Consider the following 17,324-nt stretch of genomic DNA (forward strand, 5'->3'; position numbering starts at 1 on the left):
AAGGATAAAAAAATATGTACTACGGAGAAATGAATTTATTTTCTGATTTGAAAATTTATATTGTAGCCTCGGAAACAGGGGTTCAACATATTTGGTTTGATAGCAATGATCATAATGAGCAGCTTAAAGAACTTGTCCATGACGAGAATTATCACCATGTGAAAGAAGCGAAGCGACAGCTGCAGGATTATGCTGAAGGGCGCACGCTAACATTTGATTTGCCTTTGGATATAAAAGGAACAGACTTTCAAAAAGAAGTGTGGCTAACGCTTAAAGGTATACCTTATGGACAAACGTGGTCTTATAGTGATGTAGCGGATTCTGTTAATCGCTCTAAAGCCGTAAGGGCTGTGGGACAAGCGAATCGTCGAAATCCACTGCCTATTATTTTACCTTGTCACCGTGTGATTGGAAAAAATGGAGCTTTAACAGGTTATGCAGGCTCCCAAACTCATATAAAAGAGAAACTATTAATGCTTGAAAGAAATGTAGCAAAAGGCGCTCTGGAGTTAAAATAACTATTCACCGTCCAATTTCCAGCCTTCTCCCTGCACAAAAACACCGTCAATTTGCTGAGGAGAAGGGAGGGAATTTAGTTCTTCATCTTTGGATAAATCGAATAGCTGATAATGCTGCTTACGATTCAGCGCTTTGTTTTTATCCGTTTTTTGCTCTGAACTCATATTTACTCCCCCTTATTCAAAAAGAATCCCCTATAATATATGTAGAAAAAGAAGAGAGTACTGTTACAATTGTGTTACAAATGCAGTTGAAAACCAGTGCTCAATAAAAAAAAGCCGCATAGCAGCGGCTTTTTTTATTGAGCAGATTGCAGCAAAACTTTTTGAATGGATTCCAAAGACGGGGAATGGATAATTCCATGCTCTGTAATAATGGCCGTAATCAGTTCGCTTGGCGTCACATCAAAAGCTGGATTGTACACAGAGATTCCGTCTGGAGCAATTTGTGTATCTTCAATGTGCGTTACTTCTTTAGGTGAACGTTCTTCAATAGGGATGCTGCTGCCGTCTTGAATAGATAAATCAAATGTGGACTGCGGCGCTGCTACGTAAAATGGAATACCGAATGCTTTCGCTAAAAGAGCAAGTCCATATGTTCCAATTTTGTTAGCCGTATCGCCATTTGCTGCAATGCGGTCAGCACCTACAATAATCCCATTAATTCCTTTTGTTTTAATGGTATGAGCGGCCATATTATCCGTAATCAGCGTCACGTCCACTCCCGACTGCTGAAGTTCCCAGGCTGTTAAGCGAGAACCTTGAAGAACGGGTCTTGTTTCACAGGCAAATACTTCAAGCGGAATATCACGCTGCTTAGACAAGTGAAAAGGTGCTAAGGCTGTTCCATAATAAGCTGTAGCAATTGAACCAGCATTACATATTGTCATGATTTTATCCTTCTTTTTAAATAAAGAAAGAGCATGATCCCCAATTCGGTAGCACGTTTCTTCATCTTCTACTTGAATTTGAATAGCTTCATGAACAACTTTTGTTTTAGCTTCATTAACGGACGAAGCGGATTCAGCGCTTTTCGCTACGCGCTCCAATGCCCAAAATAAATTGACGGCAGTAGGGCGTGAGCTAGCTAAATACTGTTGATCAAGAGCTAGCTTTTTGTTAAATTCCTTGACTGAATCTGTGTCATAGCTAAGCGCAGAAAGAGCAAGACCAAAAGCCGCCGTAATGCCAATTGCAGGGGCTCCGCGTACTTTCAAGGTAGTGATAGCATCCCATACGTCTTTAATGGTTTGCAGCTTAATATATTCAACGTTGCCAGGAAGCTGCTGCTGATCTAATAAAGTAATATATGATTCATTCCATTCCACTGAGCGCGGAAGTGATAGTGTATTTGTCATGCTGATACCGATCCTTTCATTGTGTACATTATTCGTTATCGAAGTAAATGTTCAAATTCATTTGGTGAAACGTCTTGTTGGTGCAGAAGCAAATAGCGTCCAATTTTTAACGCAGTACGTTTAGCGTTAATTTTTCTTTCCTCTGAAGAAATTTCGTCTAAGTCCGCCACGTGAGCTAAGCCAATCGTACGTCGAATGATTTCACATCCTGCATATCCAACAGCATCTTGCCACGTTTGCGTTAAAATTTCATGTAATAAGCGCTCATCTTTAGCGAAAGGTTCAGTGTTTTCAGCATGCCAAAGCGCAGTAAAGGTATCTTTGAATACGTTCCATGTGTTCGTAATGTGTGCAAATAACGGTTCGCGATTTGTTTCTCGAGAAAGAGCATTTAAAAATAAATTCGCAACAAATTGCCCTAAATCGAATCCAAACGGACCGTAAAAAGCAAACTCTGGATCAATCACTTTCGTTTCTTGACTGCTAGCAAAGATGCTGCCTGTATGTAAATCACCGTGGATTAGCGTTTGCGCATTTGTTAAAAATTTATATTTTAATTTTGCTGCTTGTAGCTTTACATCACCATCATTCCACAATTCTTCTACATCAGGACGCAGCGCTTTTTCAAATTCATTTGTATCAATATCAAAAAAAGGATCTGTAAAAACTAAATCTTCCGTAATATTGCATAAGTCGGGGTTGCTGTACTTAACAACTTCTTCTTTTTTATCCTGAGGTTTTAAGGCGAAATCAGACGTTTTGAACGCAATATGTCCTAAAAAAGAACCGATATGCTGTGAGATCAGAGGATAACTTTCACCTTGAATAAGTCCGGCGCGAGAAATCGTTAAATGAGACAGGTCTTCCATGACCGTAACAGCAAGCGTTTCATCGTGGTAATAAACAGCGGGCACAAGTTCTGGCGTAAATGCACCGAATTGCTTGAGCGCATTGCTTTCAATTGTGGCACGGTTCAAGGATAGAGGCCAGCTTTCGCCTACAACTTTTGCATAGGGAAGCGCTTGTTTGACGATAATGGATTTATTGGTTTGATCATTTATGATGTGAAAGACGAGATTTAAGTTGCCGTCACCAATTTCACGGGCAGTCAGTGCTTCTGTGGCATCAAAAAGACCTAGCTTTTTCACAAGTTTGATTGCTGAAATTTCTGTTAAAGGGTGATACTTCTCTGTTTTTGTTGTTGACATCGGAATCCCTCCATAGTTTATTAAACTGATTTGTTTACTAAGTTAATAGGTTTAAGAATATATGGAGGCTTTTATAATTTTAGAAAATATAAAAGCCTCTTTCGTTAGAAAGAGGCTTGATTGTAGTGTTCAAACCTCTTATCTGCCAGAAAAAATTACTTTCTGTTGGAATTAGCACCGTGCCTTTGTAAAACATGTTTTACGGGTGTGATCCATCTTAGGATGGAATGACGGTCGGTTGCTGGGCTTCACAGGGCCAAATCCCTCAGCCAACTCTTGATAAGAGTGCGATTACTTATTCAATTTTGATTTGTTTGAATATTTTATGATATCTGGTGAAAATCGTATCATGCAAAAAAACGGCTGTCAATACATAATTAATAAAATTCTGTACGGCGATCTGTAAAGACGGGAATTTGTTTACGAATTTCTTTTACAAGTTCCAGGTTAACGTCAGCACTTAAAAGTTCTTCGCTATCGCCAGCTTCAGCGATTATTTCTCCCCACGGATCGATGACTAAGGAATGTCCGGCAAATGTGTTATTAGGATCTTGGCCTACACGATTACATGCGATTACATAGCATTGATTTTCGATTGCACGGCTAATGAGCAGGGCTTTCCAGTGGGCAAGTCTTGGAGCCGGCCACTGAGCGACAACAAACAAGACTTCTGCTCCGCTGCTAGTATGAACCCGTATCCATTCTGGGAAACGAATATCGTAACAAATAACTCCTGCGCACAGTGACTGTTCAAGTGTAAAAAGGTTTTTTGCTGTTCCTGCTTCTAAATACAGGTGTTCATCCATTAATTTAAATAAGTGCAGTTTACTGTATTGTGATACTTCACGACCTTTTCGGTCAAAAATATACATCGTATTCGTGACGCCTTGCTCTGTTTTTTTCGCGATCGAACCTCCCACAATATTTACTGCGTTCGTTTTAGCAAACTGAGAGATTAATTGCTTGGCTTGCTGCCCTTCATCATCTGCAATTTCGTCTAGCCGCGTCAAATCATAGGCTGTATCCCATAGCTCAGGAAGCACAAGGATATCAGGGTTTTCTTTCAGGGCTTCCGTCATCTTTTGTTCGATATATTTTCGGTTTTTAGTTGGGTTTCCAAACGCAATATCAAGCTGCAAACACGTAATTTTTACACTCACTTTATCATCCGTCCTTTTTTTAGTAGTTGAAAAAAATGACTTTACAAGTTGAGTATTACAATATATTATTTGTGACTAGAATTTCAAGAATTTTTTGAGAAGGTGTGCGATGATGAAACAATTTGAGCAATCGGAACTATTAAAAAGTTTACCAAAACAATTTTTTGCATCACTTGTGGGCAAGGTAGGAAAAGTAATGGCCCAAGGGCACGACGTTATTAACTTAGGGCAGGGAAATCCTGATCAGCCTACTCCTTCACATATTGTAGAAACACTGCAAAAAGCAAGTGCTAATCCTATGCATCATAAATATTCTCCATTTCGGGGGCACCAGTTTTTAAAAGAGGCCGTTGCGACTTTTTATAAACGAGAATATGGCGTTGATGTGGATCCTGAAAAAGAAGTAGCTATTTTATTTGGCGGAAAGGGTGGACTTGTTGAAATCCCGCAGTGCTTGTTAAATCCTGGAGATACGGTGCTGGTTCCAGATCCTGGATATCCTGACTACTGGTCTGGAGTAGAGCTTGCAAAAGCCAAGATGGAAGTGATGCCTCTCACGGCTGAAAATCATTTTCTACCCGTATACGAAGAGATAAGTGAACGTGCTAAAGAACAGGCAAAGCTCATGTTTTTAAACTATCCGAATAATCCTACTGGTGCAGTGGCAACGGCAGAATTTTTTGAAGACACCGTGGCGTTTGCTGCCAAGCACGATATTTGTGTGGTACACGACTTTGCTTACGGAGCAATTGGGTTTGATGGTAAAAAGCCAATCAGTTTTTTACAGACTCCTGGTGCAAAAGAGACGGGAATTGAAATTTATACTCTTTCTAAAACGTATAACATGGCGGGATGGCGAGTTGGATTTGCTGTAGGAAATGAAAGTGTAGTAGAAGCTATTAATCTTCTTCAAGATCATATGTATGTCAGTCTCTTTGGGGCCGTTCAAGAGGCAGCAGCCGCAGCTCTGTTGGAATCTCAACAATGTGTGAATGATTTAGTTAAGCGCTATGAATCTAGACGCAATACCTTTATTCAAGGGCTTCGAGAAATTGGTTGGGATGTTACATCTCCAGCAGGCTCCTTTTTTGCATGGCTAAAAGTTCCTGAAGGATATACTTCCGAACAGTTTTCAGATTTACTCCTTGAAAAAGCCCACGTTGTGGTTGCTCCTGGTGTAGGCTTTGGAACATATGGTGAAGGCTATGTGCGCGTAGGATTGCTGACGGATGAAGAGCGCATGAGAGAAGCTGTATCTCGAATAAAAAAATTAAATTTATTTTAAAAACGCATTGACAATCCTTTTTGAGTTGGCTTAATATGTAAGAAGTTAACGAGATTAATAACCGATAAATCCTAGCGGTATTTTTTATTTAGTATATAATCTACGAATTCAATTTAAATAAATAGCAACTTTCTTATTAAGAGTAGGTGGAGGGACTAGCCCGATGAAGCCCGGCAACCGACTTAACGCATGTTAAGCACGGTGCTAATTCTTGCAGCAGCAGCTGAGAGATAAGAAGAGCAACGAAAGCCTCTTCTTAATCACAGAAGAGGTTTTTTTTATTAACGATATTAAACAGCAAGGGAGTTTTTAGCATAATGAGCGAAATCGTTGCAAGCTACTTACTACATGATAATAAAGGAAATTTTCATAAAAAAGCGGAAGGAATCGCTTTAGGACTAACCGTCGGCTCATGGACAGATCTGCCGCTTTTAGATCAGCAGCAGCTTCAAAAGCATAAAGGGCGCGTCGTGTCCGTAACTGAGCTTCAAGATTGCGAACGTGTAAACGGATATTTAGGCGGAGAAATTAAGCAGGCTATTGTCAAAATTGCTTATCCAACTGCCAACTTTTCAAGAGATTTACCGGCTATTTTAGTTACAGTTTTCGGAAAACTATCACTTGATGGAAAAGTGAAATTATTAGACTTGGATTTTCCTGATGAATTATTAGCTGAATTCCCAGGACCACGCTTTGGAATAGAAGGTATCCGAGAGAAACTAGGCGTTTATGACCGTCCGCTTGTGATGAGTATTTTTAAAGGCGTGATTGGAAGAGATATGACGTACTTAACAACTCAGCTGCGTGAGCAAGCGCTTGGCGGAGTGGATTTGGTTAAAGACGACGAGATTTTGTTTGATAGTGAACGAACACCTTTTGAAGCTCGCGTTACAGAAGGAAAAAAAGTACTGAATGAAGTATACGAAAAAACGGGACACCGCACGCTGTATGCTGTTAATTTAACGGGACGAACGTTTGAGTTAAAAGAAAAAGCGAGAAAAGCAGCTGAGCTAGGAGCCGATGCTCTTTTATTCAACGTATTTGCTTACGGGTTAGACGTACTGCAGGCACTTCGAGAAGATGATGAAATTAACTTGCCGATTATGGCACACCCAGCTGTTAGCGGAGCGCTTACGCCGTCAGAGTTTTACGGTTTTTCAAATTCATTGCTGCTTGGAAAGCTATTGCGTTTAGCCGGAGCAGATTTCTCACTGTTTCCATCACCATACGGAAGCGTAGCGCTTTCTCTTGAAGATACGACAGGCATTGCCTACGAATTAACGCGTCCTGTATACAAATATAAGCAGTCTTTCCCGGTTCCTTCAGCAGGAATTCATCCTGGAATGGTACCGCAGCTTGTGAAGGACTTTGGAATCGACAGCATTATTAATGCAGGAGGCGGAGTTCACGGTCATCCAGACGGAGCTATCGGAGGAGGAAAAGCATTCCGTGCGGCGATAGATGCAGTACTCTCTCATCAAACACTAGCCGAAAAAGCTGAAGAATCAAAAGAGTTGCAAAAAGCTTTGCAACTATGGGGAACAGTAGAGGTGAAAGCATGACATCGTTAAAAATCTTTTGTGACTTTGATGGAACAATTACAAATAGCGATAACATTATTGCTATTATGAAACAATTTGCTCCTCCGGAGTGGGAAAGTATTAAAGACGACGTGTTGGCACAGCGCGTCTCCATTCAAGAAGGAGTTGGGCAAATGTTTGCCTTGCTCCCCGTGGAATTAAAAGAAGATATTATTTCTTATATTTTAGAGACATCTGCTATTCGAGATGGATTTGATGATTTTATTGCCTATACAAAAGAGCACCATATTCCGCTTTATATTGTAAGCGGAGGAATTGACTTTTTTGTAAAACCACTTTTGGGAAATCGAGTTGCAGAGGAAATGCTCTACTGCAACGGATCTGATTTTTCCGGTGAGCATATTTCCATTACGTGGCCTCATACATGTGATAAACAGTGTACAAATGACTGCGGCTGCTGTAAGCCAACGATTATTCGCCATCTTGCAGATGAAAGAGATCATACGGTTGTTATTGGCGATTCAATTACGGATTTGCAGGCTGCCAAATTAGCTGATACGGTCATTGCACGTGACTTTTTAATTGAAAAATGTGAAGAGCTATCTCTACCGTATCGTCCTTTTTCTACTTTTTATGATGTAATTCATCATTTACAAGAATTAACAGAAGAGGTGAAAGCATGAGTATCATGGCTCAGCAAAGGTTGCATGAGCTTGCGGATATAAAAGATGAGTTGGCAGAGCGCGATTGGTTCTTCGGTACAAGCGGAAACTTAGCGATTAAAGTGGACCAAAATCCGACAACTTTCTTTGTATCAGCAAGTGGAAAAGACAAAAGAAAACGTACAAATGAAGATTTTTTATTAGTTGATCAATATGGAAAGCCTGCAGAAGACACGCATTTAAAGCCTTCTGCTGAAACGCTTTTACACGTTAAGATTTACGATTTAACGAATGCTGGGTGCAGTCTTCATGTACATACAATCGACAACAACGTGATCTCCGAACTGTACGGAGATGAAGGCGTTATTTCATTCAAGGGTCAAGAAATTATTAAGGCGCTAGGGATTTGGGAAGAAGATGCGGAAATTACTGTTCCGATTATTCCGAATTACGCAGATATTCCGACACTAGCAGAAGAGTTTTCTCATCATATAAAAGGCGATCAAGGCGCGATTTTGATTCGTAACCATGGGATTACGGTATGGGGAAAAAATGCATTTGAAACAAAAAAAGCGCTAGAAGCCTATGAATTTCTATTTAGCTACCACGTCAAATTACTGTCACTTAAAGGCATTAAGCCAAAGGTGCATTTATAAAAGGAGGAAACAACAATGGCGCACATTCGCTTACATGTAAACAATAAAAGAATTGAAACTCAAGAGGAAGTATCAGCTTTTCTGGCAAACAATGAAGTTATTTATGAAAACTGGGACATTACAAAACTTCCAGAAAATCTTCGTGAAAAATATGATTTAACTGATGAAGAAAAAACAGAAATTTTAAACGCTTTTGGTGAGGATATTAAAGATATTTCGGAACGCCGCGGCTATAAAGCTCAAGATGTTATCTCGTTATCGGAATCTACACCAAATATTGATGAATTGTTAAAAAACTTTCAGCGCAAGCATATTCACACAGATGACGAAGTTCGCTTTATTGTAAGCGGTCATGGAATCTTTGTTATTCAAGGAAAAGACGGCGAATTTTTTGATGTTGAATTAGAGCCGGGCGATTTAATTTCAGTACCAGAAAACATTCTTCATTACTTTACATTAATGGAAGATCGCAAAGTAGTCGCTGTCCGAATTTTCGTGACAACTGAAGGATGGGTACCTATTTACGCATAACAACTACTTGTAAAGCATAGGTCATCATCACCCCGCTTTTACATCTAAAAGCGGGGTATTCTTTGGATTATTATAAAACTAACTATTTTTATATGAATAATAAGTTTAATGGGAGGAACATCATGAAAAAGAGTAAAAAAATGCTGTGGCCACTTACTTTGCTCGTGCTTCTAATCTTTGCGCTGACTGCCTGCACGAAAGAACAGCCAAGTCTAAACGAGAAAGCACAGGCAGCTCCAGCGCAGCAAGCGGCTTCTGCTAAGCCTGTACAGCAAGAAGGAAAAAAGGTTACGAAAGATACAAAAATTGCGCTTATTTCTGAATTTACGTCAGGCACTCACGCTGCTCAGTACATAACAGGTGTGACAAAAGCGGCTAAAAAAGCAGGAGTACAGCTATCTGTTTCTGATTCAAACAATGATCAATCTAAAATGGCTGCTTATTTAGACACGGCTATTAACCAAAATGTAGATGGTATTATGATTGACCACGGCCGGGCTGAAACCCTTGAACCCGGCGTGAAGCGCGCGATTGCAAAAGGGATTCCGGTTATTGCAACCGATGTAGAACTAAAAGTAGAAGGCGTTACAACAATTGACCAAGACGATTATATGCTTGCGCTGCAAGGTCTGAAGCAAATGATGCAGGACATTAACGGAAAAGGAAACATTGTATATGCGTTTGTTGGAGGATTTGCGCCGATGGAAAAACGCGACAGCATTTATAAAATTATGATGAATCGCTATCCAGATGTAAAACAAATTGCCACATTTGGAAGCGCAACGGACAACACCTCATTAGACACACAAAATAAAATGGCAGCTGTGTTGAAGCAGTATCCAAATAAAGGAGACATTGCGGCCGTTTGGGCACCTTGGGACGAATTTGCCAAAGGAGTCACAAGAGCGATTAAAGAAGCAGGACGAGACGAGATTAAAGTATACGGAGTGGACTTATCTGATGAAGATCTGCAAATGATGCAGGCAAAAAACAGCCCGTGGAAAGCGTCAGCTGCCGTAAATCCAGCTTCAGTAGGAGAAAAGCAAGTTGATCTGCTTCTTAAAAAGATTTCCGGTCAAGAGATCCCTCGTTATTATTCTTTTGATCCGGTTTTAGTCAAACAAACTGATTTGCCTAATCAAACGATTAATATGGATCAGCTTAGTCAATACGTAGAAGAATGGGGCAAAAAAGAGTAGAAGTGGAGGGACAGACATGACGAACGAGCTTTCAATGAAGAACATTACAAAAAACTTTGGTTCTTTTCAAGCGCTGAGCAAAGTTGATTTTACTGTTCAAAAAGGGGAAATTCATGCTTTATTGGGAGCCAATGGTGCCGGTAAAAGTACGTTAATGAAAATATTATGCGGAGCTTACGACGAGTACGAAGGAAAGATCTGCAAAGACGGAGGAGAAATCTCTATTTCTTCTCCTAAAGAAGCTAAGCGCCAGGGCATCGGCATTGTACATCAAGAAGTCGATGTAGCGCTGATTCCTTCGCTGTCAGTAGCTGAAAACATTGTGTTAGACGTACAGGCTTCTAATAAAAGTAAGGCATTTGTAAACTGGAAATCTATTTATAAGAAAGCGGAAGAAGCCCTTTCTTTACTTGGTTCTTCTTTATCCGTTAAAAAAAATGTCATTGATCTAACTCTATCAGAAAAACAGCAGGTGCTTATTGCACGTGCAATTGTACAGAATGTTGATTATTTAATTTTGGATGAACCAACCGCACCTCTTAGTGTGGAAGAGACGAAACAATTGTTTTCTGTGATGAGAGAGCTGAAGAAAAGCGGAGTAGGCATTATTTATATTTCACATCGCCTTCAAGAAGTGGTTGATATTTGCGACCGCTTAACGGTGTTAAAGGACGGACGCTATGTAGCTACAAAAGAAACTTCACATACATCAATTGAAGACGTGATTACGCTCATGCTAGGAACGTCTTCTGTAAAGCAGTGGGTCAAAAAATCAGTAGAATTTGGAAACGAACTTTTACATGTAGAAGCATTATCTCTTCCAGGGCGCCTTTCGAATATCTCTTTTCATGTAAAAGAAGGAGAAGTAGTCGGTATTGCAGGACTTGTAGGAGCGGGGAAAACGGAGCTTTGCCGAAGTCTATTTGGTTTAGAGCAATATGTGAGCGGCAGCGTTCGGTTAAAAGACAAGAAACTAAAGTTGAATAAGCAGCCGTATTATTATATTGCACAAGGTCTTTCTCTTGTTCCTGAAGAACGAAGAAAAGAAGGAATTTTTGTTCATGAATCGATTGCCGATAACTTAGTTTTGCCAAGTCTGTCCCGCTTTACAAAGTATTCGTTTTTAAAGCGAGGAAAGATCAAAGAAAAAGCGCAGAAAACGACTGGGCAAGTGGGCGTAAAGTCTCATTCTATCGAGCAGTCAGTTGGAACGTTAAGCGGTGGAAATCAGCAAAAAGTAGCAATCGGAAAATGGCTTGTTACGGACTCTGACGTACTGCTGTTTGATGAACCAACTAAAGGAGTTGATGTCGGCTCTAAGCGAGAGATATTCGACTTAATTACAAATCTTGTGTCGCAGAAAAAAGGCGTTGTTTATGCAACCTGTGAATTTGAGGAGCTGCTAGGGGTAGCGGATCGAATTTATGTTATGTACAACGGAAAAATCGTGAAAGAATTATCCAAAGAAGAAGCAACTAGTGAAAAATTATTTTATTATACAGCAGGAGGAGTAAAAGGATGAGTGCGGAGTATGTAACAGAACCTGTAGCGAAACCAAAGAGAAAAATAAGTGTTTTCGACTTTTTTTATAAATATGGGACAGTCTTAATGATTTTTGTTATTATGATTATCTTCTCCATTGCCACACCTAACTTTTTAACAGGAGAAAACATTAGTGATATCCTGCGCTCTATTTCCATTGTTACCTTAATAGCGCTTGGTGTAACGATATCGTTAACCGTCAACGGACTCGATTTATCTGTAGGGTCTACGGCGGGGTTAGCCACTATTTTATCAGCCTCTATGCTTGTTTTACACAGACAAGAAATTGCAGTCGCTATCATTGTTCCGATTATTGCATCGCTTGTTATCGGGTTAGTAAATGCTTTTTTAGTAGTGAAAGTAAAGATTCCTGATATTTTAGCAACTCTTTCAATGATGTTCATCATACAGGGGATTTTATTAACGTATACAAAAGGCTCAGCTATTTATACCAATATGCCTTTACCAAGCGGAGACAGAGCTCCGGGAATTTTTATTCCATCTTTCCTTGCACTGGGGCAAGGTCATTTACTAGGTATTCCTGTCCCGGTTATCATTATGCTGTTGACTGTGCTGCTTGTTCATATCGTTTTTTCCTATACGAAGTTTGGGCGTTTTTTCTACGTAACAGGAGGGAACATAGAAGCAGCAAGACTTTCGGGTGTACCGGTTAATCGTTACCGTATGTATGCCTATATGTTTTCAGGTTTGCTTGCTGGAATTGGAGGAGTCGTTTTAGCTGCCCGTATTGGAGTAGGAGAAGTGAACGCCGGCTCACCATTTTTAATGGATGCCGTAGCTGCTACATACATTGGCTTCTCCGTATTTGGAGCAGGGAAACCGAATGTATTCGGGACGCTGATTGGCTCTATCTTAATTGGTGTGCTGTTAAATGGGTTAACGATGCTAAATGTTCCGTATTATATGCAAGACATTATTAAAGGAGCTGTATTAGCAGGAGCCTTGGCTTTAACGTATTACCGCTCAAAACAAACATCTACGGCTGTGTAAACAGCCGTTTTTTTCGTTTGAAATCGGGAAGAATAAGGAAAAACAATAGTATAGCCTATTATTTATGTAGAAAGAGGGAGTATAGATGAAACGTGTCGTCATTATAGGAGGAGTAGCTGCCGGAATGAGCGCAGCTTCACAGCTTCGCCGGATGAAAGAAAAAGAAGAAGTGGAAATCCTTGTGTTCGAAAAAGGTGGAGATATCTCTTACAGCGCATGTGGCATGCCTTACTATCTGTCAGGTGTTGTAAAAGAAAAAGACGATTTGGTTGCTCGGACGAAACAAGAGTTTGAAGAGCGAAACATCTCCGTCCATCTTTTTCACGAAGTAAAAGAAGTAAATCATACAAAAAAATACATAGTAGTGCAAAATGTAAAGGCGCAAACGGAAAAAGAGGTAACATATGATGAACTCATCATTGCAACTGGAACAACAGCTGTTAAACCCAATTTTATGAGTGATAACATGCCGAATGTATGCACATTAAAATCATTAGCAGACAGCGAAAGAATCTATACATATCTACAGGCTCACTCCGTAGAGAAAGTCACCATTATCGGCGGAGGATATGTCGGAATGGAAGTAGCTGAAGCAATGAAGGCTTTGGGAAAAGAAGTACGGGTTATTGAACAGGGAAAGCAGATTCTATCTATTTTAGATCAAGAAATGGCAGAGCATTTGCAAAAGCAGCTAGATGACGATATTTTATTTCATTTCGAAGAAGAAGTGGAAGCATTGCTGTATTCAGATGGTTCCGTCACTCACGTTCAAACAAACAGTCAAACGTATCAAACAGATTTAGTGATTGTAAATGTAGGAGTTCGTCCGAATACGCAATTCTTAGAAAGAAACGGACTAAGGATGCTTGAAAATGGAGCTATTTTAGTAAATGAGAAGTTGGAAACCAACGTGCCTCATATCTACGCAGCAGGAGATTGTGCAACGAGCTATCACCGCGTATTAAAAAAAGATGTTCATATTGCTCTTGGAACCATTGCCAATAAGCAAGGAAGGGTTCTTGGTTACCGATTAGGGGGAGAAAAGCGAGAATTTCCGGGTGTTGTAGGTACAAGTATTGTCAAAGTGATGGACTATGAAATTGGAAAAACCGGCATTTCAGAAAGAGAAGCAAGAGAAAATTCTCTTTTATACAAAGCCATCACAGCAGAGGCTCCGAGTCATGCTTCTTACTATCCAGGAGCTGAAAAGATTGTGATAAAACTTGTTTATCATCCTGAAACAAAAGAGATTTTGGGGGTTCAAATGATTGGTAAAGAAGGAGTATCAAAACGAATCGATGTATTTGCGACAGCTATTACTTGCCGCCTGACAACAGATGAAATAACCATGTTAGATCTTTCGTATGCCCCTCCCTTTGCTACGGTATGGGATGCTGTACAAATTGCTGCTCAGAAAGCTGAATAGAAAAAGATATAGAGACAAAAGTATGTTAGCTGAAGGAAGATCCGAACAAAGTGATTCTTGATTAAGAATCAACTTCGTTCGGATTTTTTTGTGGTGAGGACGAACGCAGGCTTCATATATTTAGCTGCTTCTAGCTGTTGACTCGAGGGCAAGGCGGAAATTCCTGCGGGACAAGCGGTTCGGCTCATGTATCCTATTTGTTCGTTTTTAGATTGTATTGATTTCGTTATGTTTCAATCTTTTTTCGATTCGACAAGCAGCATCTTTTGTCGAAAAACAAGTTGTAAAAAAAAGATAAATGGTATTCCTATAGTAATGTAAGCGTTTTTAAATTCCGACAAAATAATTTTTTTGCAAAAAAAATGTCTATTATTGCGACTCTATTTACATATTTAGTAGAATTTGTAATAATGCGTTATAAGCTAATTTCTTTGTCATAGGAGAGGATTTTGTGTTTGGAGTGAGAAATAGAACGAAATCAGAGAGATTATTAGTAGAAATCGTCCAAAAAAGACAAAAGATGGTGCAGCTCGGAGAAGAAAAAGGTTTGACTAATGAAGAAACCGTTACCTGTAGTCAAGAGCTTGATCAGCTCTTACTCGTTTATCAAAAGAAGCGTTTAAAAGAAGAGGAAGAAAAGACATCGTTTGCCACGCTGATTAGCCGCTTTTTATCTTTTTCAAAGCTGTAATACAGGACAAGCATTCGGGATCGGGCAGTAAAACAATCGTGCTGCCCGTGGCCTCTCTTCCCCTTTAAAAAATGTTAATTAAAAAGATCATAAACAAAATACCAAAAATAAACGAATAAGTAGCAAATCTTTCGTTTCCATCGCCGTGGCTTTCTGGAATCAACTCTTTATAAATAATAAAAAGCATGGCTCCAGCAGCAAAAGCTAATCCATATGAAACGAGAGAATCAACAAAATTAGTTAAATAAAACCCGAGTAAAGACGTTACAATCTCAACGGAGCCTGTAAGGGTAGCAATTAAAAATGCTTTTATTTTACTGATGTTTTGCTGAGCTAAAAATAGCGCGACCAACAGTCCTTCAGGTGCATTTTGAAGACCGATTGCAAGGGCAATTAAGTTCCCTGTATTTTCAACATTTGAAGCGTAGCTAACACCAACAGACAGTCCTTCAGGAAGGTTATGCAAAGTAATAGCGGAAACAATTAAAAGTGCTTTTTCATCAAACTGAATGCCGGTTTTAGAATGCTCAAGATCAATGTGAGGAATATTCTGCTCCAAGAGTGTTAATGTTACAACTCCAAGCAGTAAGCCAATGGCTAAGGAAAAAAAACCGCCACTTTGAAGAGATTCTGGAATCAAGCTCATAGTAGAAGCTGCTGTCATAATACCTGCAGTGAGCGCAAGAAGTATATCTTTCCAGCGATGAGTGAGTTCTTGATTCAAAAACAGAATAGGCAAAGCGCCTACTCCAGTCGATAGCGCAGAAAGAATGCTTCCAATTAGGACCTCAGTCATAAACCGTCTCCTTTTACGTATTCTTCTTTTTATCCTCAATTCACATCGTTCTTTTAGTGTATGTTTTTTTGGTTTCTATGAGCATGACTATTTTAAAAGTGAATAGCTTTATGCAATAACCTTACAAAAAAGTTGAACCAGTGAAGGTTCAACTTTTTAGGTAAAGTACAGCTCCTGAACTTGGTTAGCAATGTGCTCAAGCTTATTGGAAACTTGAGGAATGCCATATCCTACATACAAAGGAGATGTGGCAAAGCGAGGAATGATTTTCGCCGCAATTTTGCCGTTTTTAAGATTATAAAAAAATAAGTTGTAGCTCGTGCAGCTACGATGAAAATGATTTAATAAATAGTGAGCAGCCGTTTGAAGATAATCTGCAAATGCGTGCAGCTCTTTGTCAAGCTGATCCGTTATCACGTTAAATTCAAAAAAGCCCATTCTAGGTTTTACAGATAAATTAAATGTGACGTGTTCATTTTGGGCAATTGTGACTCCTTCAAACTGCTCTAGCTTCACATTTTCATTTACATCTATCTCATTTAAACCAATAATTTGCATATGAGGATGTCGTAATGATCCTCCGGACATGGGGCCGTGGTTTTTAAAGAAAAGAACAGAAGCATATTCTCCGCTGTTCATCATAGATATCCATCGTTCAGTAGCGAAGTTCAGCAAGGTGTACAGATGTTCCTTTGGATAAATAGATAGCTCCGAAGAACATTCATCGGTCTCAATAATAACCGTCTGATAAGCATCTTGCAGAACGGGAAACTTATTTTTCAGCCAAATGATAGGTCCTTGTTTTTCAATAATGCCTGTAAGAGATTCTACATCGCAAAAGGGACAGGGATTTTGCCGGTTAACGATTGTTTCAGGCTTTTGTGAACCAATCGCGGAATTAAATAATAAATGGGTTGGTTTCATAATCATTCACCTTTTTATGTAATGGTCATATGTTTATTGTATTAAAAGCATATGTATAAATCCACTTATATACATTTTTTATCAAAAAAATTGTACAAGCGGAGAGAATAACCGATGAAATAAGCCTGCTTTGATTGACTTTGAAGGGAAATTTTAGTATTATCTTGATATCAAGATAATATTAAAGGAACTGATTAAAATGACGAATGATGTAACTAGAGAAGAGTTAGACCAATCTCTTAAATTATTTATTGTACTATCTCGTGCCAATCGTTCAATTAATGATCATGTGCATAAATTTATTCAACAGCATGGAATGAATCCAACCGAATTTGCTGTCCTAGAGTTATTGTACCACAAAGGCCAGCAGCCTCTGCAGCAAATTGGCGGAAAAATTCTACTCGCAAGCGGCAGTATTACGTATGTAGTAGACAAGCTTGAGAAAAAAGGCTTCTTAGAGCGCGTTGCTTGTCCGAACGATCGTCGCGTAACCTATGCAGCTATCACCAAGCAAGGTAAGGAAATGATTGAAAGCATGTTTCCGAGTCACGAAAAAAGAATTCATGATATTTTATCCGTTTTATCTAGCGAAGAAAAGGAAGTTGCCATTTCGATGCTTAAGAAACTAGGGCACTATGCAGATGAATTTTTACCGGAATCGACTAATTAATTAAGGAAAGCTCGTTTGTTTCTGTTGAACAAACGAGTTTTTTTCTATGACTTCTTTCATGACCAATCGACATAAAAATAAAAAGTGACAAAAAATTGAAATTAACAGGAATACAGCTGGATAAAAACGAATTAGGTTACATACAG

Annotated in this window: 18 protein-coding genes and 2 riboswitches; of the genes, 12 read left to right on the top strand and 6 right to left on the bottom strand. The window is 39.4% G+C overall.

Features of this window, described 5'->3' with window-relative positions:
• The first annotated feature begins 14 nt into the window (after window positions 1-14).
• Window positions 15-518, top strand: a complete 504-nt coding sequence (locus OK414_RS06100; RefSeq protein ID WP_263045438.1) for a methylated-DNA--[protein]-cysteine S-methyltransferase — start codon at window positions 15-17, stop codon at window positions 516-518.
• On the opposite strand, the gene OK414_RS06105 is transcribed toward OK414_RS06100, so the two are convergent.
• The 4 genes from OK414_RS06105 to OK414_RS06120 all read right to left on the bottom strand — a co-directional run bounded on the left by OK414_RS06105 (window position 519) and on the right by OK414_RS06120 (window position 4,244).
• Entirely contained in the window at window positions 519-683 is a 165-nt protein-coding gene (locus tag OK414_RS06105; protein ID WP_013082215.1) for a hypothetical protein, read from the bottom strand. It lies immediately after the preceding gene.
• Between the two features lie 134 nt (window positions 684-817).
• The gene (gene mtnA / locus OK414_RS06110; protein WP_263045437.1) at window positions 818-1,876 is read right to left on the bottom strand and encodes an S-methyl-5-thioribose-1-phosphate isomerase; all 1,059 of its coding nucleotides are present in this window, start codon (window positions 1,874-1,876) and stop codon (window positions 818-820) included.
• Window positions 1,877-1,911: 35 nt separating this feature from the next.
• Window positions 1,912-3,084, bottom strand: a complete 1,173-nt coding sequence (gene mtnK, locus OK414_RS06115; protein WP_034653559.1) for an S-methyl-5-thioribose kinase — start codon at window positions 3,082-3,084, stop codon at window positions 1,912-1,914.
• Window positions 3,085-3,219: 135 nt separating this feature from the next.
• Window positions 3,220-3,370, bottom strand: a riboswitch (SAM riboswitch).
• 91 nt (window positions 3,371-3,461) lie between these two features.
• Complete coding sequence (locus tag OK414_RS06120; RefSeq protein WP_016763379.1) at window positions 3,462-4,244, bottom strand: carbon-nitrogen family hydrolase; 783 nt, start codon at window positions 4,242-4,244, stop codon at window positions 3,462-3,464.
• A gap of 112 nt (window positions 4,245-4,356) precedes the next feature.
• On the opposite strand from OK414_RS06120, the gene OK414_RS06125 reads away from it, so the two are divergent.
• From OK414_RS06125 to OK414_RS06170, 10 genes are all read left to right on the top strand, one after another.
• Window positions 4,357-5,529, top strand: a complete 1,173-nt coding sequence (locus OK414_RS06125) for a pyridoxal phosphate-dependent aminotransferase (RefSeq protein WP_025749446.1) — start codon at window positions 4,357-4,359, stop codon at window positions 5,527-5,529.
• Between the two features lie 130 nt (window positions 5,530-5,659).
• Window positions 5,660-5,766: riboswitch (SAM riboswitch) on the top strand.
• An 80-nt stretch (window positions 5,767-5,846) separates the two neighbouring features.
• The gene (gene mtnW / locus OK414_RS06130; RefSeq protein WP_025749445.1) at window positions 5,847-7,091 is read left to right on the top strand and encodes a 2,3-diketo-5-methylthiopentyl-1-phosphate enolase; all 1,245 of its coding nucleotides are present in this window, start codon (window positions 5,847-5,849) and stop codon (window positions 7,089-7,091) included.
• Window positions 7,088-7,753 carry a 2-hydroxy-3-keto-5-methylthiopentenyl-1-phosphate phosphatase gene (locus tag OK414_RS06135; RefSeq protein ID WP_028407890.1) on the top strand — a complete coding sequence of 222 codons (666 nt, stop codon included), beginning with the start codon at window positions 7,088-7,090 and terminating at the stop codon, window positions 7,751-7,753. Before mtnW ends, OK414_RS06135 begins: the two co-directional genes overlap by 4 nt.
• Window positions 7,750-8,388, top strand: a complete 639-nt coding sequence (locus OK414_RS06140; protein ID WP_013082222.1) for a methylthioribulose 1-phosphate dehydratase — start codon at window positions 7,750-7,752, stop codon at window positions 8,386-8,388. Before OK414_RS06135 ends, OK414_RS06140 begins: the two co-directional genes overlap by 4 nt.
• Window positions 8,389-8,403: 15 nt before the next feature.
• Window positions 8,404-8,919, top strand: a complete 516-nt coding sequence (locus OK414_RS06145; RefSeq protein WP_013082223.1) for a 1,2-dihydroxy-3-keto-5-methylthiopentene dioxygenase — start codon at window positions 8,404-8,406, stop codon at window positions 8,917-8,919.
• Between the two features lie 122 nt (window positions 8,920-9,041).
• On the top strand, window positions 9,042-10,118 hold the full coding sequence (locus OK414_RS06150) for a sugar ABC transporter substrate-binding protein (RefSeq protein WP_016763384.1): 1,077 nt from the start codon (window positions 9,042-9,044) through the stop codon (window positions 10,116-10,118).
• A gap of 16 nt (window positions 10,119-10,134) precedes the next feature.
• A complete protein-coding gene (locus OK414_RS06155; protein WP_034653547.1) occupies window positions 10,135-11,640 on the top strand; it encodes a sugar ABC transporter ATP-binding protein in 1,506 nt (501 codons plus the stop codon).
• The gene (locus OK414_RS06160; RefSeq protein WP_263045436.1) at window positions 11,637-12,671 is read left to right on the top strand and encodes an ABC transporter permease; all 1,035 of its coding nucleotides are present in this window, start codon (window positions 11,637-11,639) and stop codon (window positions 12,669-12,671) included. Before OK414_RS06155 ends, OK414_RS06160 begins: the two co-directional genes overlap by 4 nt.
• 85 nt (window positions 12,672-12,756) lie before the next feature.
• Window positions 12,757-14,097 (top strand): CoA-disulfide reductase, encoded by a 1,341-nt coding sequence (locus OK414_RS06165; RefSeq protein WP_034653543.1) that lies wholly within the window; start codon window positions 12,757-12,759, stop codon window positions 14,095-14,097.
• Between the two features lie 451 nt (window positions 14,098-14,548).
• A complete protein-coding gene (locus OK414_RS06170; protein WP_016763388.1) occupies window positions 14,549-14,788 on the top strand; it encodes an aspartyl-phosphate phosphatase Spo0E family protein in 240 nt (79 codons plus the stop codon).
• 64 nt (window positions 14,789-14,852) lie between these two features.
• Here the strand turns inward: OK414_RS06170 and OK414_RS06175 are convergent, their stop codons facing one another.
• Window positions 14,853-15,584, bottom strand: coding sequence for a ZIP family metal transporter (locus tag OK414_RS06175; protein WP_016763389.1), 732 nt, complete (start codon window positions 15,582-15,584; stop codon window positions 14,853-14,855).
• A 156-nt stretch (window positions 15,585-15,740) separates the two neighbouring features.
• Entirely contained in the window at window positions 15,741-16,508 is a 768-nt protein-coding gene (locus OK414_RS06180) for a DUF4931 domain-containing protein (RefSeq protein WP_263045435.1), read from the bottom strand.
• 199 nt (window positions 16,509-16,707) lie between these two features.
• Between OK414_RS06180 and OK414_RS06185 the strand changes: the two genes are divergently transcribed.
• On the top strand, window positions 16,708-17,178 hold the full coding sequence (locus OK414_RS06185) for a MarR family winged helix-turn-helix transcriptional regulator (protein ID WP_013082231.1): 471 nt from the start codon (window positions 16,708-16,710) through the stop codon (window positions 17,176-17,178).
• Window positions 17,179-17,324: the final 146 nt, after the last annotated feature.

The organism is Priestia sp. JV24 (assembly GCF_025910025.1).
Classification (GTDB): Bacteria; Bacillota; Bacilli; order Bacillales; family Bacillaceae_H; genus Priestia; species Priestia megaterium.